Source organism: Bradyrhizobium sp. HKCCYLRH2047, from assembly GCF_051168175.1.
Lineage (GTDB): Bacteria > Pseudomonadota > Alphaproteobacteria > Rhizobiales > Xanthobacteraceae > Bradyrhizobium.
Genome location: NZ_JBNPUM010000022.1, coordinates 1 through 22,133 on the forward strand (window position 1 = coordinate 1; position 22,133 = coordinate 22,133).

General features: G+C 65.9%; 24 protein-coding genes. 11 read left to right on the top strand and 13 right to left on the bottom strand.

Features of this window, described 5'->3' with window-relative positions:
• The coding region (locus ACQR1D_RS30935) for a hypothetical protein (RefSeq protein ID WP_434840426.1) at positions 1-295 on the top strand (295 nt) is incomplete at its 5' end.
• Positions 296-384: 89 nt separating this feature from the next.
• On the opposite strand, the gene ACQR1D_RS30940 is transcribed toward ACQR1D_RS30935, so the two are convergent.
• Positions 385-672: a hypothetical protein gene (locus ACQR1D_RS30940; RefSeq protein WP_434840425.1), complete on the bottom strand. Its 288-nt coding sequence runs from the start codon at positions 670-672 to the stop codon at positions 385-387.
• Positions 673-880: 208 nt separating this feature from the next.
• Between ACQR1D_RS30940 and ACQR1D_RS30945 the strand changes: the two genes are divergently transcribed.
• Positions 881-1,225, top strand: a complete 345-nt coding sequence (locus ACQR1D_RS30945; protein ID WP_434840424.1) for a hypothetical protein — start codon at positions 881-883, stop codon at positions 1,223-1,225.
• A gap of 62 nt (positions 1,226-1,287) precedes the next feature.
• Here ACQR1D_RS30945 and ACQR1D_RS30950 read toward each other — a convergent pair whose 3' ends face one another.
• Positions 1,288-1,515: a hypothetical protein gene (locus tag ACQR1D_RS30950; RefSeq protein WP_434840428.1), complete on the bottom strand. Its 228-nt coding sequence runs from the start codon at positions 1,513-1,515 to the stop codon at positions 1,288-1,290.
• Between the two features lie 267 nt (positions 1,516-1,782).
• Here ACQR1D_RS30950 and ACQR1D_RS30955 point away from each other — a divergent pair, with 267 nt between their 5' ends.
• Positions 1,783-2,202 (top strand): NUDIX hydrolase, encoded by a 420-nt coding sequence (locus ACQR1D_RS30955; RefSeq protein WP_434840423.1) that lies wholly within the window; start codon positions 1,783-1,785, stop codon positions 2,200-2,202.
• A 51-nt stretch (positions 2,203-2,253) separates the two neighbouring features.
• On the opposite strand, the gene ACQR1D_RS30960 is transcribed toward ACQR1D_RS30955, so the two are convergent.
• Positions 2,254-2,463 (bottom strand): PRC-barrel domain containing protein, encoded by a 210-nt coding sequence (locus tag ACQR1D_RS30960; protein ID WP_434840422.1) that lies wholly within the window; start codon positions 2,461-2,463, stop codon positions 2,254-2,256.
• Between the two features lie 140 nt (positions 2,464-2,603).
• A complete protein-coding gene (locus ACQR1D_RS30965) occupies positions 2,604-4,271 on the bottom strand; it encodes a tannase/feruloyl esterase family alpha/beta hydrolase (protein ID WP_434840421.1) in 1,668 nt (555 codons plus the stop codon).
• 210 nt (positions 4,272-4,481) lie between these two features.
• Between ACQR1D_RS30965 and ACQR1D_RS30970 the strand changes: the two genes are divergently transcribed.
• The gene (locus ACQR1D_RS30970) at positions 4,482-5,840 is read left to right on the top strand and encodes an LLM class flavin-dependent oxidoreductase (RefSeq protein WP_434840420.1); all 1,359 of its coding nucleotides are present in this window, start codon (positions 4,482-4,484) and stop codon (positions 5,838-5,840) included.
• A 16-nt stretch (positions 5,841-5,856) separates the two neighbouring features.
• On the opposite strand, the gene ACQR1D_RS30975 is transcribed toward ACQR1D_RS30970, so the two are convergent.
• Both ACQR1D_RS30975 and ACQR1D_RS30980 read right to left on the bottom strand, forming a co-directional pair.
• Positions 5,857-6,507, bottom strand: coding sequence for an aspartate/glutamate racemase family protein (locus ACQR1D_RS30975; protein ID WP_434840419.1), 651 nt, complete (start codon positions 6,505-6,507; stop codon positions 5,857-5,859).
• Positions 6,508-6,622: 115 nt separating this feature from the next.
• Complete coding sequence (locus ACQR1D_RS30980; RefSeq protein WP_434840418.1) at positions 6,623-7,285, bottom strand: O-methyltransferase; 663 nt, start codon at positions 7,283-7,285, stop codon at positions 6,623-6,625.
• A 92-nt stretch (positions 7,286-7,377) separates the two neighbouring features.
• On the opposite strand from ACQR1D_RS30980, the gene ACQR1D_RS30985 reads away from it, so the two are divergent.
• On the top strand, positions 7,378-8,028 hold the full coding sequence (locus tag ACQR1D_RS30985) for a TetR family transcriptional regulator (protein WP_434840417.1): 651 nt from the start codon (positions 7,378-7,380) through the stop codon (positions 8,026-8,028).
• A 313-nt stretch (positions 8,029-8,341) separates the two neighbouring features.
• On the opposite strand, the gene ACQR1D_RS30990 is transcribed toward ACQR1D_RS30985, so the two are convergent.
• Entirely contained in the window at positions 8,342-10,177 is a 1,836-nt protein-coding gene (locus ACQR1D_RS30990) for a hypothetical protein (protein ID WP_434894267.1), read from the bottom strand.
• Between the two features lie 1,153 nt (positions 10,178-11,330).
• Here ACQR1D_RS30990 and ACQR1D_RS30995 point away from each other — a divergent pair.
• The 6 genes from ACQR1D_RS30995 (at position 11,331) to ACQR1D_RS31020 (ending at position 16,407) form a co-directional block, all read left to right on the top strand.
• Entirely contained in the window at positions 11,331-12,329 is a 999-nt protein-coding gene (locus tag ACQR1D_RS30995; protein WP_434894268.1) for an aliphatic sulfonate ABC transporter substrate-binding protein, read from the top strand.
• 81 nt (positions 12,330-12,410) lie between these two features.
• Positions 12,411-13,031, top strand: coding sequence for a nitroreductase family protein (locus tag ACQR1D_RS31000; RefSeq protein WP_434891075.1), 621 nt, complete (start codon positions 12,411-12,413; stop codon positions 13,029-13,031).
• Between the two features lie 92 nt (positions 13,032-13,123).
• Positions 13,124-14,419, top strand: a complete 1,296-nt coding sequence (locus ACQR1D_RS31005; protein ID WP_315805156.1) for an O-acetylhomoserine aminocarboxypropyltransferase — start codon at positions 13,124-13,126, stop codon at positions 14,417-14,419.
• Between the two features lie 3 nt (positions 14,420-14,422).
• Complete coding sequence (locus ACQR1D_RS31010; RefSeq protein ID WP_434882702.1) at positions 14,423-15,205, top strand: alpha/beta fold hydrolase; 783 nt, start codon at positions 14,423-14,425, stop codon at positions 15,203-15,205.
• Positions 15,206-15,328: 123 nt separating this feature from the next.
• The gene (locus ACQR1D_RS31015; protein ID WP_434872405.1) at positions 15,329-15,727 is read left to right on the top strand and encodes a BA14K family protein; all 399 of its coding nucleotides are present in this window, start codon (positions 15,329-15,331) and stop codon (positions 15,725-15,727) included.
• A 140-nt stretch (positions 15,728-15,867) separates the two neighbouring features.
• The gene (locus ACQR1D_RS31020) at positions 15,868-16,407 is read left to right on the top strand and encodes a hypothetical protein (protein WP_434894269.1); all 540 of its coding nucleotides are present in this window, start codon (positions 15,868-15,870) and stop codon (positions 16,405-16,407) included.
• Between the two features lie 316 nt (positions 16,408-16,723).
• On the opposite strand, the gene ACQR1D_RS31025 is transcribed toward ACQR1D_RS31020, so the two are convergent.
• From ACQR1D_RS31025 to ACQR1D_RS31050, 6 genes are read right to left on the bottom strand one after another with little or no spacing between them, the layout of a single operon-like run.
• Positions 16,724-17,632, bottom strand: coding sequence for a flagellin (locus ACQR1D_RS31025; protein WP_434894270.1), 909 nt, complete (start codon positions 17,630-17,632; stop codon positions 16,724-16,726).
• 15 nt (positions 17,633-17,647) lie between these two features.
• Positions 17,648-19,405 carry a flagellar hook-associated protein FlgK gene (gene flgK, locus ACQR1D_RS31030; RefSeq protein ID WP_434894271.1) on the bottom strand — a complete coding sequence of 586 codons (1,758 nt, stop codon included), beginning with the start codon at positions 19,403-19,405 and terminating at the stop codon, positions 17,648-17,650.
• Between the two features lie 27 nt (positions 19,406-19,432).
• Positions 19,433-19,885, bottom strand: coding sequence for a flagellar protein FlgN (locus ACQR1D_RS31035; RefSeq protein WP_315805150.1), 453 nt, complete (start codon positions 19,883-19,885; stop codon positions 19,433-19,435).
• A gap of 15 nt (positions 19,886-19,900) precedes the next feature.
• On the bottom strand, positions 19,901-20,170 hold the full coding sequence (locus ACQR1D_RS31040) for a hypothetical protein (protein ID WP_315805149.1): 270 nt from the start codon (positions 20,168-20,170) through the stop codon (positions 19,901-19,903).
• Between the two features lie 2 nt (positions 20,171-20,172).
• Entirely contained in the window at positions 20,173-21,411 is a 1,239-nt protein-coding gene (gene flgE, locus ACQR1D_RS31045) for a flagellar hook protein FlgE (RefSeq protein WP_434894272.1), read from the bottom strand.
• Between the two features lie 22 nt (positions 21,412-21,433).
• A complete protein-coding gene (locus ACQR1D_RS31050; protein WP_315805147.1) occupies positions 21,434-22,099 on the bottom strand; it encodes a flagellar hook assembly protein FlgD in 666 nt (221 codons plus the stop codon).
• Positions 22,100-22,133: the final 34 nt, after the last annotated feature.

The following is a 22,133-nucleotide window of genomic DNA, read 5'->3' on the forward strand; positions in this document are numbered from 1 at the left end:
AGCTCTCAACCCCGAGATCCGCAAGGACTCCGCCGTCCACGTTTCTCTTTCTTCATCTTTACTTGTCAAACAGCCCGCACTTGTTAGTTCGCTCGAACTACTTAGTGCATCATCTTCGATCGTCTGTTTCGCCGAAGAAGTCCCGATGTCCGGGGCGCTTCACATAGCCGATTTTCAGAGACCGTCAAGAGCATTTCTTGAAGAAAAACTCAGGAGCCAGTCAGACGAAAAGCAACGTCGGTCCCGAAAGTCGGGTGCCTCAGTCATCAGTGATGTCCGGCTGGCGTGGTGGTGAGATAGTGCGATGCCGCATCCCGCGCAAGAACTTTTTGCGACGGCTGTGCAGAAATGTGGATAGCGCTGTCGCCCCCACGCTCGAACCCCTCACACGCGGTTTCCGTTCCATTTTGGAACGGTGGGCGCGCGCAGCGTCGGGAATTGCCCGCCTTCGGTTGCACCGGCGCACGATACGAGCGCGGCATGGGCATGCAGGACGACATCCTTCCGCCGGACAAGGTTGGTCGAACAGACGCTGAGATTGCGGGTGTCGATTTCGACGGTCGCGATCCCCTCCCCGCCTGCGACGATCGCGGCGCGGACGCGGAAACGCCAATGGTTCCGCACCGAACACGCCGCTGAGCCCGGGATCGAAATTCGCGGCGTCGCACACATTCGCGAATGCGAACTGGCATTGCTCTCGCCACCGCGAACACCGAAGTGACGCCGGTGATACGGATCGGCGATATCCGCAAAGCCTGGCGGTGACGCGGCCGGGAATTGGCTCGCCGTCTCGGCCGGATTCGGTCAGCCCTATTGCCGCAAGCTCCGGAAATACCACCAGCCCGGCGCTCTCGCCTTCGCGGCCGCAGCCAGATCAGCGATGCGCGCGACGACGCCGGACGGAGCCGGTCGAGAGCACCCCCAACGCGACACGTCGTCCGTCCCGCGTCCCAAAAAAACGCCCGTCGGCCGTGAAGCCGAGGGCGCCCTCGCCACCAGCCAAACATGCTTCAATCCGCGCGGCCTTGGAAATGGTGTGATCGTGCTCGCGTCTCTGGACTGCCTTGCGCAACGCATGGTCGTTGCGGTCGCTCAGGACGTCGATCCTGTCGAGCGCGTCGCTGCAGCGATGCCTGCATCAATTCGGGTCCGCATGCCGCAAAAGCAGCCGCGGCATTGTTGCTCGGTCAACATTCGTTGCTCGGTCGACATTGCTGCTTGGTGACCTGCTGCGTGGTGACCTCCGCGGCGTCGCGCCACGTCGTCCGAGGCCGGCGCGAGACGGCGTCAACGCGACCGCGGCGGCGTGCTGCGTGCTGGGGCCGTCAGGAAGCGATCGAGCTCGACGATCGCTTCGGCCTCGCGGGCGCGCCGCAGCTGCCTGGCCTGTTCGATGCCCGGGGGCAGACGTTTCGCCCTGTCTCGCGCCTCGCGCGCCATCTCCAGCAACCGCTCACCCAGCGACATCGTCTGCTTGACACGCCGGCGCCGCTTCTTTTGACCTTCTACTTCCATGCGGGATTGCATCCAGTTTCATTGATGCGCATCGACAACTCTAGATCAGGCGATGCCGCGCGCATCAACATAGGTGAATCGGCCGTGACCAACGTCGTCCGGACGGCAGACCAGCAGCGGCCGGCCGCGCCGGGATCATCGACGGTAGCCGCGGCGCCGGCCCGCTCTCGGATCATTTGATATGCAGCGGCCCAGGTTTTCCGGCAGCTCTCTCAGGAACCAATCGAGCCGGTGTATGGTTCAAGGCATTCGACGAAAGGGGGTCACATGAAGCACAAGCAATTTGCGGCCCTGCCCTTTCGTATCGAGGCCGCGCAGCTCAGCATCCTGCTGATCACCACCCGGCGCAAGCAGCGCTGGTCGGTGCCGAAGGGCTCGCCGATCCTCCGCAAGGGTCCGCATCGGGTCGCGGCGATCGAGGCGTATGAAGAGGCAGGCTTGCGCGGCAAGATCGGCCGCCAGCCGCTCGGCCGTTTCAAGCACAGCAAGCGCAAGGGCAAGCGGAAGATCCCGTGCGAGGTCAAGCTCTACCCGCTGAAGGTGACCAAGCAGCATGGACGCTATCCCGAACGCGGGCAGCGGAAGCTGGCCTGGCTGCCCGCCGCGGAAGCCGCACGTCGCGTGCACCGGGCCAAGCTGCGGCGCCTCATCGAGAGCTTTGCCAGCGGGCACGCCAAGCAGCGTTGATCAAGCCGCTCGATCGCTTGAGCGCTCCAGATCCGAGACCAACGCCGCCGCTCAGGATTGCGTGAACTTGATGGTCGACACCGGCCAGCGCCCGTCATGACCGCTGAGGGCGATGCGCAACCCATGCAGCTCGTCGAGATACACCTGCTCGACGGTTCCCGCCTTGCCGTCGCTCAAGGCCACGCATTTCCCGATCAGCTCGGTCTGGGCGTGCTCGAACTCGCACAGAATGGTGAAGGCTCGCGTCTTGACGGCAACCATGATTGAACAGTCTGAGGGCTGATGGGAGCCGCAACGCTGCGGAGACAGGCCGGCGCTGGCGGATAGATCGGCTCGTCCCCGTCCCGGGTCAACCGCTCATCAAGTGATCGTGCACCGTGCAGACGGCATGCACGACCGGCTCAGCGGCACTCGAAATTCGCCGCGTCCTCGAGGCTGCCGCTGCCCTTGTAGGTCAGCACCTTCGGGAACGCGCAGAGATCGCGTGTGCGTCCGGGCCATGGCACATCGGGCGCGCGCCGCGCGGTGGCCCGGATCGCCTCGGGCGCCGCGGCCGTGCCCTCCACCCATCGGTCCAGCGCGCTCAGCAAGTCGAACTGATCGGTGGCGGGTCCGCCGCCGCAATGGTTCATGCCGGGAACCAGGAACAGCCGCGCGAAGCCGTCGGCATCAGGGCCGTATCTGGTCTTGAGCTGATCAAGATAGTCGACGGTGTCGAGCGCCGAGAAGATCGGGTCGGCCGTGCCGTGATAGAACAGCATCTTGCCGCCCTTCGCCTTGAAGGCGTCGAGATCGGTCGAGATCGCGGCCTCATATTCCATGCCGGCGTCGAAGCCGCCGGCGCCCTTCATCACCTTCCGCGGATCGCGGTCGAGATCGAAATTGCGCACCCAGGCGACGAGATCCTCCGGCGTCTCCGGCGGGCTCATGAAATCATAGGCGACGCCGCCGGGAATGAGCGTGAGGTTGCGCGCATTGGGCGGACTCGCTTTGGGCGTACCGAGCTTCCAGGCGCGCCAGCCGGGCGCGGCAAGGCCGGGATCATACGGCCAGCGCGCATAGATCAATCCGCCCATGGAATTGCGGCTGCCGTCGAACATCAGCCTGACGGCCTTCAGCTTTGGAGCGGACAGGCATTGCGCGCTCTCGCCCTCCTTGCAGGCGAGCACGGCCGGATCGAAGCGGCAGGCCATGACATCCTGCACCATGCCGTCCTTGGCACCGTCGGCGCCGTCGCAAGAGGCGGTCACGGCATCGGCGACGAGCTTCAGGTCGTCGTCGGTCAGCGCGCTGCCCACATCGGCCTTGCCGTCAGGTCCCGGAGGCGCGATCGCCAGCAGCGCCTGCTCCTGCGCGATCACGTCGATGCCGGCCAGCGGCACGCGATAGGCCGGGGCGCCGGCGATGACGCCGTCGAACAGCTCCGGGAAGCGCTGCGTCACCGCCATCGCCTGTCGGCCGCCGTTTGAGCAGCCGGCGAAGTAGGACCGGCGCGGCGCCTTGCCGTACAGCTTCTCGGCCGCGGCCTTGGCGGCGGCAGCCACCGGCGGGATCGAGCTGTAGCCCTTGTCCCGCCGCGCCTGCGGATCGAGGCCGAACAGATACGGCCCGAGCGGCCCCGGCTCCTCGAGATGGCCCGAGTCGGTCGAGGCGACGGCATAGCCGTTCGAGAGTCCGTTGGGCGGCGTCGCGCCGGTGAGCAGGCCGAGTGCCGGGCGCAGCACGCCGTCGACGCCGCCGCCGCCCTGAAAGACGAACTTGCCATTCCACGTCGCGGGCAATCGCAGCTCGTAGCCAACAGCATAGGGCTTGCCGTCGATGCCGGTACGCTCGTTGATCTTGCCCCGGATCAGGCAGTGATCCGGCGCGGGTGCGGTCGCGCCCGCAGGCGCGGGCGGCGCCAGTTGCACGCCGCCTGCAGCGACGAATTCCGCCGTGACGATGCGGCCGCTGCCGGAGAAGCCTTGCGCCAGCGTGGCGCAGCTCGCCTTGAACTCCTCCGCCTGCGCGGCCGCCATGGCGGACGTCGTCAGCAAGACCGCGGTCAGCGCCGTCACACGGATCGTCATCACGGTCGTCCTCACGATCGTCCTCACAGTCGTCCCCACACCTGCGGGCCAAAGCCCGTCACGCATCGTCGTTGCTTCGCGGCGCGCTCGATCGCTTCCGACCATAGCCAAGCCTGCGCCCGCCGCAAGCGGCCGTGCGCAGGGGTGCGATTGAAAACGTCGGCCGAAGCGTGCCATCTGATGGGCGTCGAGGAAGCGCCGAGGGACATCATGGCTGCGGACATCAGGTTGAATGCGTTTGCGATGAACTGCGTGGGGCACCAGTCGCCCGGCCTGTGGCGGCATCCGCGCGACCGGTCCTCCGACTACAATCGCCTGCCCTATTGGCTCGACCTCGCCAAGACCTTGGAGCGCGGCCGCTTCGACGGACTGTTTCTCGCCGATGTGCTCGGCGTCTACGATGTCTATGGCGGCAACCCCGACGCGGCGCTCCGTCACGCCATCCAGGTGCCGGTGAACGATCCGATGATGCTGATCTCGGCCATGGCCGCCGTGACCGAGCATCTCGGCTTCGGCGTCACCTGCACGCTGTCCTATGAGCCGCCCTACCCGTTCGCGCGGCGGATGTCGACGCTCGATCATCTGACCGAAGGCCGCATCGGCTGGAACATCGTCACCGGCTATCTCGACAGTGCCGCGCGTGGCATGGGCAAGGACCGCCAGACCGCGCATGACGACCGCTACGATGTCGCCGACGAATACATGGAGGTCGTCTACAAATTGTGGGAAGGCAGCTGGGAGGACGACGCCGTCAAGCGCGACCGGGCCAGCGGCGTGTTCACCGATCCCACGAAGGTCCACCGCGTCAGCCATCACGGCGAGAACTACCAGCTCGACGCCATCCATCTCTGTGAGCCGTCGCCGCAGCGGACGCCGGTGCTGTATCAGGCCGGCACCTCGCCGCGCGGCCGCGTGTTCGCCGGCCGCCATGCCGAATGCGTGTTCATGTCCGGCCCGTCGGCCAAGATCATCGCGCCGCGCGTCGCCGCGATCCGCCAGGCCGCCGCCGACGCGGGGCGCGCGGGCAGCGACATCGTCATCTTCAGCATCGCCACCGTCGTGCTCGGCGAAACCGATGCGGCGGCCGAGGCGAAGTTCGCCGACTATCGCCGCTACATCGACCACGAGGCGTCGCTGACCCTGATGTCGGGCTGGACCGGCGTCGACTTCTCGACCTACGAGCTCGACCAGCAGGTCCGCCACGTGCTCAACGATGCCGGCCGCAGCGCGATGGACAACGTCACGCGGGCCGATCCGGACCGGGTGTGGACCGTGCGCGAGGTTGCCGAGCATGTCGGCATCGGCGGCATCGGCCCGGTGTTCGTCGGCGGGCCTGCGAAGGTCGCCGATCTCATCGAGAGTTGGATCGAGCAGACCGGGGTCGACGGCCTCAACCTCGCCTTTGCGCTGTCACCAGAGAGTTTTGCCGATGTCGCCGACATGCTGGTGCCGGAGCTGACCAGACGCGGCCGCTACAAGAAGGCCTACCAGCCGGGGACGCTGCGCGAAAAGCTGTTCGGCCGTGCCCGGCTCGCGGCCCCGCATCCCGCGGCGGGCTACCGGCCATAGCACAGCGCGTTTGGCCTCACGCGGACAGCCGCTGCAGCAATTGCGAAACCGCTGCCGCGATCGGCTTGATGATCGGCACGGCGAATTGCGGCTGCAGCTGATCGGCCGCCTGCGCCAGCGGTCCGCCGCCGATGATCACGGCCTGCGCACCGTCCTCCGCGATGCAGGCGCGCGTGGCTGCGGCCAGAGCCGACGCAAGCCGCGCCGGATCGGCGGCGAGCGCAGCCGGGTCGCCCTCGGTCAGCCGCGTCCCGGTGAACTGCGCCGACAGCCCGAGTCTCTCTGCGAGACCTGCGATGCTCGCGACCAGCGCCGGCGTCACCGTGGCGACGCCGAAGCGCCGCCCGCTTTGCGCAGCCTCGCGCATCGACGCCTCGCCGATCCCGGCCACCGGCATCGGGCAGAGCCCGCGCAGCTCCGCGGCGCCGGGATCGCCGAACGCCGCAACGATGATGCCATCGCAAGCATCGCGATGCGCGCAGCCGATGTCGACCACCTCCGCAGCCGATGCCGCCAGCGCCTCGGCATCGACGATCATGGCCGGCGCCCGCATCGCGGTCGCGCCGACCACCTCTGCCCGGCCGGCGCAGCAGGCGGCCGCAATCGACACCATCATCGCGGTGGTCGCGGCCGAGCTGTTGGGATTGATCAGGAGGATACGAAGCATGCAGGTCGGTCGCTCACGATGAGGGGACTTCCTCGTGACCAATCGCCGGTGGAACGTCAACTCCCGATCCCCTCGTTTTTGAGGACGACAGGCATCGCCGTTCGTCGCGCGCCGCTCACCCGATCCGCATCGACAGCTCGACATCGTCGCCGAACGGCACCGAGAGGTAGCCGTTGGCCGGCGAACGGATGTAGGCGAGATAATCCGGGCTGTCGTCGGCGTTGTCGGCCATGATGAACGCGCCCGCCCTGAGCCGGCTCTCGAGCAGCGCCAGGATATCGCCGTACAGCGGCTTGGCACCGTCGAGCAGCACCAGATCGATCGTCTCCGGAAGATCGGTGCTGAGCGTCCGCAGCGCGTCGCCTTCGCGGATCTCGACGAGATCGAGCAGACCGCCGGCGGCCAGATTGCCGCGCGCACGCGCGATCTTCGACGGCTCGAACTCGGTGGTGATCAGCCGGCCGCCGCCATTGTCGCGCAGCGCCGCGGCGAGGAACAGGGTCGAGATGCCGAACGAGGTGCCGAACTCGACGACGGTGCGGACCTCGAAGCTGCGCGCCAGCATGTAAAGCAGCACGCCGGTCTCGCGCGAGACAGGAAGCGGAAAGTCCTTCAGCTGCGTGTACAGCTCGACATGGCCGGACTTGCTGCGCATCAGCTGCTCGCCGCGTTCGGTCATGCCGGCAAACATCGGGCTCGTCTCCGGCCGCAGCAGCGTGGCCTCGGCGAGCAGGCGATCCAGCAGCGATGCCACTGGTTGGGTGGTGAGGGTGATCATGTTCGTTCTCCGTCCTCTGAGGTGGGTCGTTTGCGTCCAGGGCAAAATACGACTAATCATTCGCATTCGCTAATCGCATTCCGGACCACGCCATGGCCCCTGCTCGAAAAGCCCAGATTTCCGCGAGAAAACAGCCGCAACAGGCGCGCTCGGCCGACCTCGTCGCGGCCATTCTGCAGGCCGCCGTTCAGGTTTTGACAACCGAGGGCGCGCAGCGCTTTACCACCGCGCGCGTCGCCGAGAAGGCCGGCGTCAGCATCGGCTCGCTGTATCAGTATTTCCCGAACAAGGCGGCGATCCTGTTCCGGCTGCAGAGCGACGAGTGGCAGCAGACGACGCAGCTGCTGCACGGCATTCTGGAGGACACCAGCCGTCCGCCCTTGACGCGATTGCGCGCCCTCATTCACGCGTTCCTGCAATCGGAGTGCGACGAAGCCGCGGTGCGTGGCGCGCTCGACGACGCCGCCCCGCTCTATCGCGATGCGCCCGAGGCGCGCCGGGCCAGGACAAGCGGCCACCGCGCCATGCTCGCTTTCATGCGCGAGGTGCTGCCCGATTCCGGCCAGGCGGAACGCGTGCGGGCCGCCGACCTGATCAAGACGACGCTCAGCCAGGTGGGCAAGCACTTCTCGGAAACGCCGCGCAGCCGGGCCGAGATATCAGCCTATGCCGATGCGATGGCGGACATGTTCTGTGCGTATCTTTCCACCGCGAATAAGCCTCCCAGACGTAAGGCCGGGTAGTCCCGCAGCCGGCGCGTCTCCGCCTCTCCTTAGCGAAACTGAGTACCTCTGCACGACCACGGGCTGCCGCGACGCGACGTTGACGTGATGCCGCCGTATCCCAGATACGCCGCTGACTTGATGCAGCGCCGCAAGTCGGCAGCCGCAGCCAACGACAGACCTCCAGAGTCCGGGAGTGCCTGTAAAGGAGATCTCGGGACATGACAGAGGCACCCGACCGTGTCGCGAAATACCTAACCGGAAAGTCGCGCAAAACAAGAGAATGGGGTGATCTCGTGCAATGTGTTCATATACCGATCCCGGACCTGCAAGTTCAGTTCGATAGTCGGCTCGCAATCTTCACGAGGGCATCGGCCGTCGTGTTCTTGTAAGGCTGCGCGTACGCGATCTGCATGGCCTCGGCGAAGCTCGCCAGAGCATCGGCCATGAGGCCCGCCTTCGCCTGCGCGCCGCCGATTGACGCCAGGGCTTCGACCTGATCGGGCCCCCAGGTGACGTGTTGCGCCACCTGCTTCGCCTGGTCGACCCGGCCGGCTTCAGCCCGGGCCTTGGCAATCGATGCGAGCAGCTCGGAGCGACGATAGAGATTGTCCTCGGCCGAGGCAGCATCGATCGCTTCGGCGATCCGTCCGGCCTCGGCCAGCCCCTCGGCGACGACGCCGAGCCCTGGGGACATGATATCAGGACCCAGCCTGAGCGCCGACGCGTTCAGAAGGGCGTCCAGCGTCCTGCCCGCTCTCGCTTGCGCCTTGGCGATCGCGCGCAGTGCAACGCGACGGTCATAGTCGGTGCTGACGAGCTTGCCATCGCTCACGACCTTTGCGACATATCCCGCGGTAGCCATGGTCCCGCCGATCAGTCGGGTGACATGGAGGGCTTCGTCGATCTGACCGGCATCCGCTTGTGAGACGGCTATTTTCGACAGAAGCCCGTCGTTCGGTTGGAACGACAACGCAGCCTGGACGGCCCGGTCGAAGGACGCGATCGATTGTGTGGCCATGCCGGCCTTCGCTTGCGCCTTGGCAATGGCGTGCCAAGAGAAGGCGCGTGGTTTGTCCTGATCGATGGGCTCCGCGAGCGCGATGGCTTCGTCCAGGCGGCCGTTGTTCGCCCATGTCATCGCGATAAGACAGAGCACGGTGGCGCGCTGCTCGCGATCCGTGAAGGCGGCGACGAAATCCTGGACCTTGTTAGGGAGCTCGACTTTCACAGGCGAACCGGGCATCGTCGCCTCATCGGCGATGAGATCGGGCGTTAGCCGAGGCTCGAGAATGTGCCCGAGCACGATGCCGCGCTCCCAGCGGTCGTCGATCGAGCGCGCAACTTCCAAGGCCGAACCGATCGCACCGGCCCGTGCTAGCGCGACGCCAATGGCTGCATACGTCTGGGCTCGCTCCAACGAGCGCGAGACCAGTCTCGCAACCCGCATGGCGTCGGCGACTTTTCCCGCGCGGGCCTGCGCTTGTGCGATGATGGTGAGCGCCGGAATGAATTCCGAGGGATGATGAACTCCAGTCATCACTATGGGCGGCGGATACCGCTGTTCGACCGCCAGCACGGTTTGAAGCGCGGCCACGATCTTTTCGTCCTCTCCTCGCGCCACTGCGCTGGCGCGCAGGTCCCAGGTCACCCGGCGCATGATGAGGGCACGGTCCGGCAAGTCCTTGATCGCCTGCACCCGTCGAAGCGCATCGTCCAGCCGGCCGGCGTTCCCCTCTGCAATCGCGATCGCCCCGAACGCCGCGGCCTGTACGTGGCGGTTCTCGATCGATTTGGCGGTCTTCAGTGCGTCGGCGAGCGTGCCGGCCTGCGCCTGAGCCTGCGTGATGGCCTCGAATGCGTCGTCGCGACGATAGCTATCCTTCGCGATTGACTTCGCGGCCTGCACGGCCAGATCGATCGTCGTGGTGGCCTCAGTGAACAGGCCGGCCTTCAACTGTGCCTTGGCAATCTCGCCTAGCTTGTGCGCAGACAAATCCGGGTCGTCGATGGTGCCGGCGACCTTTGTGGCCTCACGTAGGACGCAGGCCCGTCTCGGGGCTATGCGGCATTCAGCCCAACTGGCGTCGGACGCGTTCGCGACCGATTGAGCGGCTGCACCGCATGCCAAGGCGAGGATAAACGGGCGGATGATGATCGTCCAGATCATGACGTTCCTGACTCCTGCCGCACTTTTGCACCATCGTGCTGTGGCCGGGAAATGGCAATGACTGGATGAGTTCCTGATGTCCGGTCAGTCGGTGTGCTCGACTTCTCCTTTGGGCTGAATCGGACGCCGCTGACTCGGTCGCTGAGGTTTGCTTTAGTCACGGCTGTCCTCCGAATGCGCCTGCTCCGCGGCTACTGCCCCCAATGGCTGCCGGTTTGCTGCACGGAGCAAGTCGCAGACGTCAGGCCAAATCCGCTCATGAGCTCCCGCGCTTCATTTCGGCCGGCAGTTGTAGGGACGTTCGATCGGACAACCCGCCCAAACCTCCGCGGAGAGTTACCAAAGATGGCCGGGACGACGCCCGGCCATGACGTGGAGGCAGAGGGGCACAAGCCGATTGTCATACGCCGAAGCTCCAGATCTTGCGTGACGAGCCTATTGCTTCTCCTCGCGCTTGCGCGAAAAAACGAAATTCGCCCGCGTTCTCAAGCTGATTTGCCCTGTCCAGTCCCCCAACAGAAAATATTCTTGTTTCTTTTTTTCGGAATTCATGGTTGTATCACCCCATCCCGCCCGATCGAGAGGGGCGCTTCGCGAACGTCACGAAACGTTGGTGTGGGATGCGATGGCCGGTTCTCGTCGCAGCGTGCGTCAAGCGCGCGGACGAACGAGGGGAGCCGGACGGCGAAATCGCGTGGTCCTGATACTCCGACGCTAGTATCAAGTTCGCGAAGATGCTTGCGTGTCTCGCGGATGACGGTGGCCAGAAAGCCCGGCGCACCGGGGAGATCGCGTATAAGCCGTAAGCCCATTGCGCAGGGAAGGCCGGATGTCCGGCTGATCCTGTGGTAACCGCCGCGTGCTTCCTTTTTGCACGCGGGCCATGGGTGTCAGTCGACGCCCGGCCTTCCCTGTGCCCTCTCATCGAAAGAGGGACAAACGGCAGACACATCTCGGACGCCATGCGCGCCGCGAGGATGCGAGCGGCTGTCCACCGGGTCTCTCACGCGCCAAGAAAACAAACTTCTCGCGACGCGGCCACATGAAGAACTTTCCTCTCCATCCGAATCGATCTGCAAAATTGCGCAACACTCCCGATCCTGCGAATGATCCGGGACAAGTGCACGCCATCGCCTGTTTGGGAGATCTCCGAATGACCCCGTCCTTCAGCGGACTGCGCCGCGCGCGATCCTCGCATCTCGCCCGCCGCGGCGTCCTGGTGATGGCGCTCGCCCTGCTCGGCGCGCTCGCTACGCCGCGAGCCGACGCCGCCGAGACGCTGCGCATCGGCTATCAGAAGTCCTCGACCCTGATTGCTCTCCTCAAGAGCAATGGCGAGCTGGAGAAGGTGCTGGCGCCGCTCGGCATCAAGGTGTCCTGGCACGAATTCTCCAGCGGCCTGCCGCTGCTGGAAGCGATCAACATCGGCAGCATCGATTTCGGCGCCGATGTTGCCGACACCGTCCCGGTGTTCGCGCAGGCCGCGGGCGCGAAGCTCGCTTATGTCGCGGAGGAAGCCGCCTCGCCGTCGGCGCAGGCGATCCTCGTGGCGACGGCATCGCCGACCAGGACGCTGGCCGACCTGAAAGGCAAGAAGATCGCGGTGACCAAGGGCGCGGGGAGCCACTATTTGCTGCTGTCGGCGCTCGCCAAGGCTGGTCTGACCTTCAAGGACATCACCCCGGCCTATCTGCCACCCGCCGACGGCCGCACCGCTTTCGTCAGCAACAATGTGGATGCCTGGGTGGCGTGGGATCCGTTCCTGACCAGCACCATCCGCCAGTCCGGGGCGCGCGTGCTCGCCGACGGCAGCGACGGGCTTGCCAGCTACAAGCGCTATTATCTCGCCGCCGCCGACTATGCCGCGGGGCATCGCGACGCGCTCGACGTCATCTACGGCAAGCTGGTCGAGACCGGCAAATGGGTGAAGGCCAATCCGGCCGCCGCGGCCGGCCAGCTCGCGGCGCTCTGGGGCATCGATGCCGCCACCGTGGAGGAGGCCAACAGCCACCGCTCCTACCAGGTCGGCGCGGTCACCGCGGCCGGCCTCTCGGAGCAGCAGAAGATCGCGGACGCTTTCCTTGCCGAGCGCGTGCTGCCGGTCAAGGTGGACACATCTGCGTTGGCGATCTGGACTCCCAAGGCGCCGTGAGCCACACAGGGGCCGAGGATTGTGCTCCGCAGCGAGGCGCGGCACGAGGCCCGACGACGGGCCTGAACGAAGGAGACCACCGTGACTGCCCATCTTCCCCCGCCGACCGATCGCACCACCGAGCATCCGGCGCATCGTATCTTCGTCGATCGCTGGTCGCCGCGCGGCTTCAGCGACGAGGCGCTGCCCGAGACGGAGCTCCTGACCTTCATCGAGGCGGCGCGCTGGGCCCCCTCCTCGTACAACTCGCAGCCCTGGCGCTTCCTCTACGCGCTGCGCGGCTCGGCCGAGTTCGACACCTTCCTGGCGCCGCTGGTCGAGTTCAATCGCGGCTGGGCGCAGCATGCCGCGGCGATCGTCTACGTGCTGTCGAAGAAGACCTTCATCCCGGCGGGGAAGACCGAGCCGGCACCGACGCGGACGCATTCCTTCGATGCCGGAGCGGCCTGGGCCAATTTCGCCAACCAGGCGGCGGTGTCCGGCTGGGTCACCCACGGCATGAGCGGCTTCGATGTCGCCGCCGCGCAGACGGCGCTCGGCGTCCCCGACGGTTTCGCCGTGGAGATCGCGATCGCGGTCGGCCGCAAGGGCGATGGCGACAAGCTGCCGGCCATGCTCAAGGAGCGCGAGAAGCCGAGCGCACGTCTCTCCATCGCCGAGATTGCCTCGGCCGGCCTTTTCCCCCAGCGCTTCGCCGGCTGATCGATGCGTGAGGGGCGGCACACCGCGCCGCCCCTGACGGACGGCGAAATCTGTGGCAGAAGACGCGTTCTGCTTGAGGAGAGTTGATCCGCATGCCGCCGCCGAAACCGCCCGCCTTCGAGACCCTGAGCCTGCACGCGGGCCAGCACCCGGATCCCGCAACCGGCGCCCGCGCAGTGCCGATCTACCAGACCACGTCCTATGTGTTCGACGACACCGAGCACGCCGCGGCGCTGTTCAATCTCGAGCGCGCCGGCCACATCTATACCCGCATCTCCAACCCGACCACCGCCGTGCTCGAGGAGCGGCTTGCCGCGCTCGAGGGCGGCGTGGGCGCCGTCTGCACCGCGAGCGGCCAGGCGGCGCTGCATCTCGCCATTGCCACGCTCTTGAATGCGGGCGATCACATCGTCGCCTCCTCCTCGCTCTATGGCGGCACCATCAATCTGCTCGCCCACACGCTGCCGCGCTTCGGCATCACCACGAGCTTCGTCAAGCCCAGGGATCACGACGGTTTCCGCGCCGCGATCAAGCCGAACACGCGGCTGCTGATCGGCGAGACATTGGGCAACCCCGGCCTCGAGGTACTGGACATTCCCAAGGTCTCGGCGATCGCGCACGCGTCCGGCGTGCCGCTCCTGATCGACAACACCTTCGCGACGCCCTTTCTCAGCCAGCCGATCACCCAAGGCGCCGACATCGTGATGCACTCCGCCACCAAATGGCTCGGCGGCCATGGCATCGCGATCGGCGGCGCGATCATCGATGGCGGCCGGTTCGACTGGCGCGCCTCGGCCAAGTTCCCGCAGCTCACCGAGCCCTATGCCGGCTATCACGGCATCGTCTTCGACGAGCAGTTCGGCGCAGCCGCCTTCATCATGCGCGCGCGCACCGAGGGCCTGCGCGATTTCGGCGCCTGCCTGTCGCCGACCAACGCGTTCCACCTGCTTCAGGGCGTCGAGACCTTGCATCTGCGCATGGAGCGGCATGTTGCCAACACCGCCGCGGTGCTGGCGGCGCTGACGGCCAACAAGGCCGTCGACTGGGTGCTGCATCCCTCGCTGGAGACGCATCCGGACCATGCGCTCGCCAAGGCGCTGTTGCCGCGCGGCGCCGGCTCGATCATCTCGTTCGGCATCAAGGGCGGACGTCCGGCGGGGCGGAAATTCATCGAGAGCCTGAAGCTGATCAGCCATCTCGCCAATGTCGGCGACGCCAAGACGCTGGTGATCCACCCCGCCTCGACCACGCATCAGCAGATGGACGCAGCCCAGCTCGCCGCGGCAGGGATCGGCGAGGAGCTGATCCGGCTCTCCGTCGGCATCGAGGCGGCCGGCGACATCATCGACGATCTCGGACAGGCGCTGCGCGCCTCGCAGAAGGTGTGAGCCATGCAGCTGTCGATCGGAGATCATGAGGTCTTCGCCGCCACGGGCGGCCGCGAGTTCGATTCGTCCTTGCCCGCCGTCGTCTTCATCCATGGCGCCGGCTTCGATCATTCGGTCTGGGCGCTGCACAGCCGCTGGTTCGCCCATCACGGCTTTGCCGTGCTGGCGCCCGACCTGCCGGGCCACGGCCGCTCGGCCGGCCCGGCGCTGCCGACCATTGCTGCGATGGCCGACTGGATCGTCGCGCTCTTGCAGGCGGTGCACGCCAAGCCTGCGCACCTGATCGGCCACTCGATGGGCTCGCTGATCGCGCTCGATGCCGCGGCCCGCCATCCCGATCGCGTGTCGGCGCTGAGCCTGATCGGCACCGCGGCCACGATGACAGTCGGGCCTGACCTCCTGAACGCCGCCGAAGCCAATGATCACGCCGCCATCGACATGGTCTCGATCTGGGGCCTCGGTTTTGCCGCCGAGCTCGGCGGCAGCCGCGCGCCGGGGCTGTGGATGCATGGCGGCGCGCAGGCGACCCTGGAGCGCTGCGCGCCAGGCGTGCTGTTCAACGATCTCTCCGCCTGCAACGCCTATCAGGATGCGCTGGCGGCGGCGGCCAAGATCAAGGTGCCGGCGCGGCTGATCCTCGGCGAGAAGGACATGATGACGCCGCTGAAGGCGGGCAAGGCGCTGGCGGCTGCGATCGCGCAATCGCGCACCATCGTGCTGCCCGGTGCGGGGCATACGATGATGACAGAATGTCCGGATGCGCTGCTCGATGCGCTGATCGCGTAGCTTGCGGTCACGGTTCCCCTCTGGGATGCGACCTCGTGCCGCCGACATGCTCCGTCGCGGCGCGGAACGGAGGACGGCGGCGAGCCGTTGCCCTCCGCATAACGAACAGAAAGGAGCACGCAGATGGATCTGCGCAAACTTTTCACGGTCGCCACCATCGGAACGATGACGCTCGCGACCGCATCGCCGCTCGCCGCCGCGCCGTTGCTGCCGAACCATCCGGCGCCGGCCGCCGCCACGCAGAACGCGACCGAGCTGCAGCAGGTGCAGTATCGCCACTGGCGCGGCGGCTACGGTCATCACCACGGCTATTACGGCCATCGCTATGGCGGGCACGGCTACGGTGCGGGTGCCGCGGCCCTGGGCGGTCTGGCGGCCGGCGCGATCATCGGTGGCGCGATCGCCAACAGCCGCGCCGAGGCCGCCAATGCCCAGGCCTATTGCGCCCAGCGCTTCCGGTCCTACGACCCGGGCTCCGGCACCTATCTCGGCAATGACGGCCTGCGCCATTCCTGCCCGTAACGACACCAGGGTCGATGCCGGTCTCCGGCATCGACCGCCACCTGGACCAATGGCGCGCGACAAAACGTCCGTCGCGACGACTGCAACGAAGATCGTCTCTTCCGGTTGAGCATGACCCAGAATCAACGGGAGACACCAGGATGGTCACCTTCAAAGCCGCCGCGACGCTCGCCATCGCCGGCGCACTTTCTCTGTCCACGCTGCACTCGGTCTCGGCTGCGCCGCTGACGTCGCTGTCAGCAGCCGCCAAACCGGGCGCCGAAAGCTCGCATGCCGTCCAGGTCCGCTACGGCGGCTGGCATGGCGGCTGGGGCGGCGGTGCCGCGATCGGCGCGGGGCTGCTGGCGGGGGCCGTGATCGGATCAGCGATCGCCGCGCCCTCCTATTATGGCGGCTACGCGCCCTATCCCTATTACGGCGGGTATCGCTACGCCGCCTATCCCTACGGCTATGGCGGCTACTACCCGGCCTACCGCCCCTATTACGGCGGCTATGGCTACAGCTACGCGCCGCGCCCGGTCTATCGCAGCTACGGCTATTCCTATGGCCCGCGGCCGTGGCGGCACAGCTACGGCTATTACCGCGGTCCGGGTTGGGGCCATCATCATGGCTGGCACGGCGGCCGTCATTTCGGACACCGCCACGGCCATGGCGTGATCCGCACCCATCATCGCTGGTGACGTGAGTTCGCCGGTGCGTGGGGATCGCCCGACGCACCGGCACGTCAATGCGCAACCTCCGCCGCGCGGATGACGGACTCGTCATGATCGCGCCACGGCAAATGCTGCCAACGCCTCATTGCGCCGAGCGCCATCACCCACCAGATCTGCGCGAGACCCATGACCGTGGCGACGAAGGCGCAGACGACTCCAGTGCGAAATTCCTCGGCAGCTCGGCGTCCTGATCATCCTCTTCCCGCAGATGGAGCTGCTGAGCTTTCGCGTTTTCCTTGATCCGCCCATTCCCATCCCGCCGACCGCAATCGGTGCCGCTGTCTCAGCGCAGGTAACTGGCGAGGTTCAGGCTCTGGATCTTGGAGATGGCGGTATAGCTCGCCGTGAGCTGGGCCTGATATGTCGAGAGCTGGGCGGTGACCGCAGCGACGTCGACGCTGGTCAGGTCGGTCGCCAGGCTCTCGGCATAGCTCTTGTAATCGGTCTGCTGCGACTTCGCGCTCTCGATCCGGGACGCCGCATCGGAGAGCTTGGCCTGCACCGTCGCGACGTCGTCCACCGCCTGATCGGCAAGCGTCAATGCGGAGGTGACGTCGGTTCCGGAGAGGGGCGAGCTGTTGGCGACGAACTTCAGGACCCGCATGACCTCCTCGAACGCCGGGTTGTCGGCGGTGACGCCATAGGTGACCGACTGCCCATCGGAAACCCGGACCGAGGCCAGCTCGCCGTCGCCCCGATAGTAGCTGCTATCCGTCGTGGTCAGCGATCCCGTGCCGGAGGCGAAGCTCGACGTGTCGACCGCCGCCGTCGCGGTTCGTCCGCCGCCGAACAGATACTGCCCGTCATACTGGGTGTTCAGGATGCCCGCCATCTGCTGCAGCAACTGCTGCGCGCTGCTGATCGCGGACGTGGTTCCCGTGCTGCTGCCGGAGCTCGCAGCACTCAGCGCCGTGCGCAGCTGACTGACGATGTCCGACACCTGTCCCACGGCGGAATACATCACCTGCACCTTGCTGTCGGCCAGGGTCGCGGCATCGATATAGGACTGCGCCCGCGTGACCGACACCTGCAGATTGACGACGTGCTGGGTGTCGGCGCCATAACCGGCGAGATACTCGGTCTTCAGCCCCGAGGCCTCCTGCACCTGGAGGTTGGCCATGGTCGCCTGCGTCCGCAGCGCGCTCGCGATCATCTGGTCGGAGTTCGAGAATGTCGCAATCCGCATCGTCATGATAGGCGCTCCGGACTAGGTCGACTGCACGGCAGTGAGCAACGACGAGAACATGCTGTTGATCACGGAGATCAGCTGCGAGGCGGCAGCGTATTTGTTCTGCAGCGAGCTCAGCCGCGCCGTCTCCTCGTCGAGGTTGACGCCCGACTGCGAGGACAGCGAGCTCGCATAGCTCGACTGGGCCGTCGATCTCGCGGTGTAGGCCGTCGCGGCCTGCGACGCCTTGCTGGCCACATTGGCGACGATCGCCGCGGCATAGTCGGCAAACGAACCGCTCGTTGCGCCCAGGCCGCCGGCCGAGGCGAAGCTGGTCGAGCCGGTCAGCTTGTCGATGAGCGCGTTGATGACCGTCGCCGAGCCGGCCGTCAGCACCTGGCTGCCGGTCGTCAGGGTCGCGGAGCCGTCGAGCGTGCCGGTCGGAAGACCGGCAGCGCCGCTCAGGATGCTACTGTTGACGGCAAAATTGGCCGCGCTCGTGCCGGTGACGAGGTCATTCATGCCGAAATAGCCGGCGAAGCCGCTGCCGCCGATCGCGCTGGTCATGTCGTTGATCGCGATGCCGTTCGACGACGACGTGGCGCTGATCGACAGGTGCCCGCTGGAATCGATCGAGGCGGAGACGCCGGAGATGCCGTTGAGCGCTGTGACCAGATCGCCCACCGTCGCATAGGACGACAGGTCGAGATCCTGATACGAAACGAGATTGCCGCTCTGGTCAGCCACGGCGATGCGGACCGTTCCGGATGCCGCCAGGGCCGTCGTGCTGCTGACGCTCGCCGATCCGGTCAGGGTAGTCGGAGGTGGAACGGCCGACGCGCTATCAGTGATCGAATTCAGCGCCGATTTCAGCTGCGAGGCCAGTTGATCGAGCTGGGTCTGCGCGGCCGGCAGGGTTTCGTCCCGCAACGTGACCAGCGAGCCGATCTTGCCCGACGTGATCTGGGACGTGACGTCGACGCCGTCGACCGTGATGCCGCTGAAGCCGCCGGACGCATAGCTCGACGCCGCCGAGACATTCGCCGAGGCCGTATAGCTCAGTGTGTGCGCCGAGCTGTCGACCAGAGCCCGCCCCGACGAGGTATAGACCTGAAGATCGCCGTTCGACGCCGTGTAGTAGCTGACGTTCATGTAGGACGACAGGTCCTGCAGCGCCGCGTTGCGCTCGTCCTCGAGATCCGCGGTCGATTGGCCGGACGCCGCCATCTTCCGGATCTCGACGTTGAGATCGGCGACCTGCTGCAGGTCGTCGTTGACGCTCTGGACCGACGACGCGATGTCCTTGTCGGCATTGGCGCGCAGCGTCTGCACGCCGCTCGACGTGCTGCGCAGCTGGCTGGCGAAATCGTCCAGCGCGCTGACCACGGCCGATTGCAGCGACACGCTGCTGGGCGAACTCGCCAGCGACGACAAGGCGGACTCCAGCGAGGCCAGCGAGTTTGCCAGCGACGTTCCCGTCGTCGAGGTGCCGGACGTGGACGCGCTGCCGAACAACTGCTGGAGTTGCGTCAGGTAATTGTTCGTGGTGTCGGCCGCGCCGAGCTCGGAGTTGGCTCCGATCAGGGATTTCAGCAGCAGCTTGTCGACATTGCTCGAAATGCCGGTAATGGAAACGCCGGTTCCAACTCCCCCGGTCACGTTCGTGACCTGGTTGGCCGTCTTCTGCGTATACCCCTTCGTGTCGGCGTTCGAGATGTTCGACGACGCCACGCTGATCTGCAGCTCCGTGGCCGAGATGCCGCTGAAGGCGACCAACCGTGCTATGTCGAGCGACATTGCCCTACTCCCGCTGCTGGCTGGCCATCACGCCCTCACATTGGTTCCGCACGATGTCGCACGCGCGGTACGACGTCCACCGGCTCCATAGGGGGAGGCATTTGCGATCTGCTCGCGGATCGCCTGCATGACCGCCTCGATGCGACGATTGCTGGCTTCGATCGCGGCCCGCAGCCGCACGAGGTTCTCATCCATCGCGCCACGCAGGTTGAGGATGTGCTCCATGAGCTGCTCGCGCAGGACGCGGTCGCGGACGTCGAGGCTTGCCGTCTGCCTGGCGCATTCGGCCACCCGCTGCTCGAACAACCCGGCCAACCGGTTCTTGTCGTCGAGCTGCTTCGAGCGCGAGGCCGGCAATCCCTTGGCGAGCTCCACATTCTCCTCCGACACCACCGCGATGAGTTCGTCGATCAGCGCGATCAAGGTCCGCACCTCGTCCTCGCTTGCGGGCCGTCGATCGGCCTGAATTGCGTGTTTCATCCTGTCGCTCCCCTCTTACTGTTCACGCTGCGGTCGGCGACTGATCTGCGCGACGCGGGCATAGGTATTCAGCGCCGTCACCCTCACGGTGGCGACCTTGAGTTCCTCGTCGAGCAGCGCACATTCGCGAAGCAGCTTTCGTCGGACCGTTTCGATATCGTCGATCAAGGCCAACAGTTGCACGCGGTCGTCCTTGCCGGCGGTCGCGGCGCGCAGTCTCAGCCGCCGCAGCTTCTTCAGCAGAACCTCGCCCTCGCCGAGCCGCTCCCTCTTGAGGTCGGCCATGATCACCTCATCGACGAGATCAGGGTGTCGTACATCTTGTTGACGGCCGAGATCACCTGCGACGCCGCCGAATAGGCCTGCTGAGCCGAGATCATGCTGCTGAACTGGCCCGTGGTATCGGTCGTGCTCGACTCCAGCTCGCTACCGTAAATGGTCCCTGCACCATTCTCGCCGGATGCCTGCAGGGTCGCGTTGCCCGATGTCGCCGTCGACGTGTACATGCCGCTGCTATGCGCCACGAGGCCATTGGGATCGGCGAAGGTCGCCACCGCGATCTTGTAGATCGGAACCGTCTGGCCGTTGGAATAGGTCGCCTCGACAAGACCGTTCTTGCCGACCGAAATGCTGCTCAGCGTTCCGAACGAGATGCCGTCGGAATTGGCGCTGAAATTGGAGACGCTCGGCGTCGTGCTGCCGGACGACAATTGGGTCAGACCGTCGGTGCCGCCGCCGGTGGTGCCGAAGCTGAGCGTGATCGAGCTCGCCGCGGCGCCGTTGTTCCAGGTGATGCCGAGATTGGTCGAGGAGACCGTGCTCAGCGAGCCGTCAGAGTTGAAATCGATCGTATAGGTGCCGCTCGTCACGGTGCCGTCCGACGCCGTGGCAGGCGCGACATCGACAGTCCATTCGTTCGCCGTCGCCGACTTGGTCCAGGTGACGTTCAGCGTATGCGACTGGCCAAGCGAATCGTACACCGTCATCGAGCTGCTGAAGGTGTCTCCGCTCGCAGCATCGGCCGGCAGGTTGGCCGCAAGCGACGTCTTGGTCGTCGCCCCACCATTCGTCAGCGCCACCTTGGTATTGACCGGCTCGAGGCCGTTGCCGACCACGTTGCCGCTCACATCTGTGCGCCAGCCTTCGAGATAGTAGCCGTCGTTCTCGAGATAGCCGGCATTGTCGGTCGTGAACGCGCCGTTGCGCGTGTAGAAGGTCTCGCCTCCGGCCGAAGTCGAGTTGGTCGCGACGAAGAAGCCCGAGCCCTGGATGGCGACGTCGGTCGCGTTGGTGGTGGCGGCCAGCAGCCCCTGCTGCGTGATGTTGGCACGGCCGGAGACCGAGACGCCCCCCGAGGAATAGGCTTTCGAGCTGCTCGATGCCGTCACCAGCTGCTCGAACAGGCCGGACGTGGTCTTGTATCCGGTCGTATCGGCGTTGGAGATGTTGTCGCTGATCATGGCGAGCGACGAGCTCTGCGCGTTGAGCGCCGAGATCGCCGATGACAGGGCTCCAGAAAGACTCATGATTGTACTCCGGGTAATGCGGTCAGGAGGTGACGCCGATGATGTTGCTGGCGCTGACAGGAACGCCGCCGACGGTGAGCGACGGCGTGCTGGTCGAGGTGTCGATGCCGGTTACGGTCCCGGTGACCGTCGTGTAGTTGAGGACCGAGGTGCCCGCGGAGTCCGTCGCCGTCACGGAGATCGTGTACTGGCCGCCATTGCTGAGCTGATTGCCGCTGGAATCGGTGCCGTCCCAGGTGATCGAATTGGCGCCCTTGTTGCCGGTCCCGGTGCCTGTCCAGACCGTGCTTCCGGAGGAATCCTTGATCGAGATCGAAACGTTTGACGCTGCTGACGACAGCGAATAGCCGAACGTCGCCGAGCCGTTCGAGAGGACGGCAGTGTCACTCTTGGCCTCGACGGTGTGGCCGATGTAGTTCACCGAATTCAGCGTCACCAGGCTCGAGAACGAGCCGGCCAGCGAGGTCATGCTGCTGTTGAGCGACTGCTGCGAGGTGAAATTGGCGTAGGACGTCATCTGGTTGATGAAGTCGGTCACGCTGGTCGCGTTGAGCGGATCCTGGTTCTGCAGTTCGCTCACCAGCAGCTGAAGAAAGTCGGTCGAGCTGAGCGTCGTACGCGATGTGTCGCTGGACGATGATGTCGATGAGGTGGTCGCGGTCGACGAACTCGCGGCGGTGACGGTCATGGCAGAACTCCGGCTCGCGCCGCGAGCGGCGGCG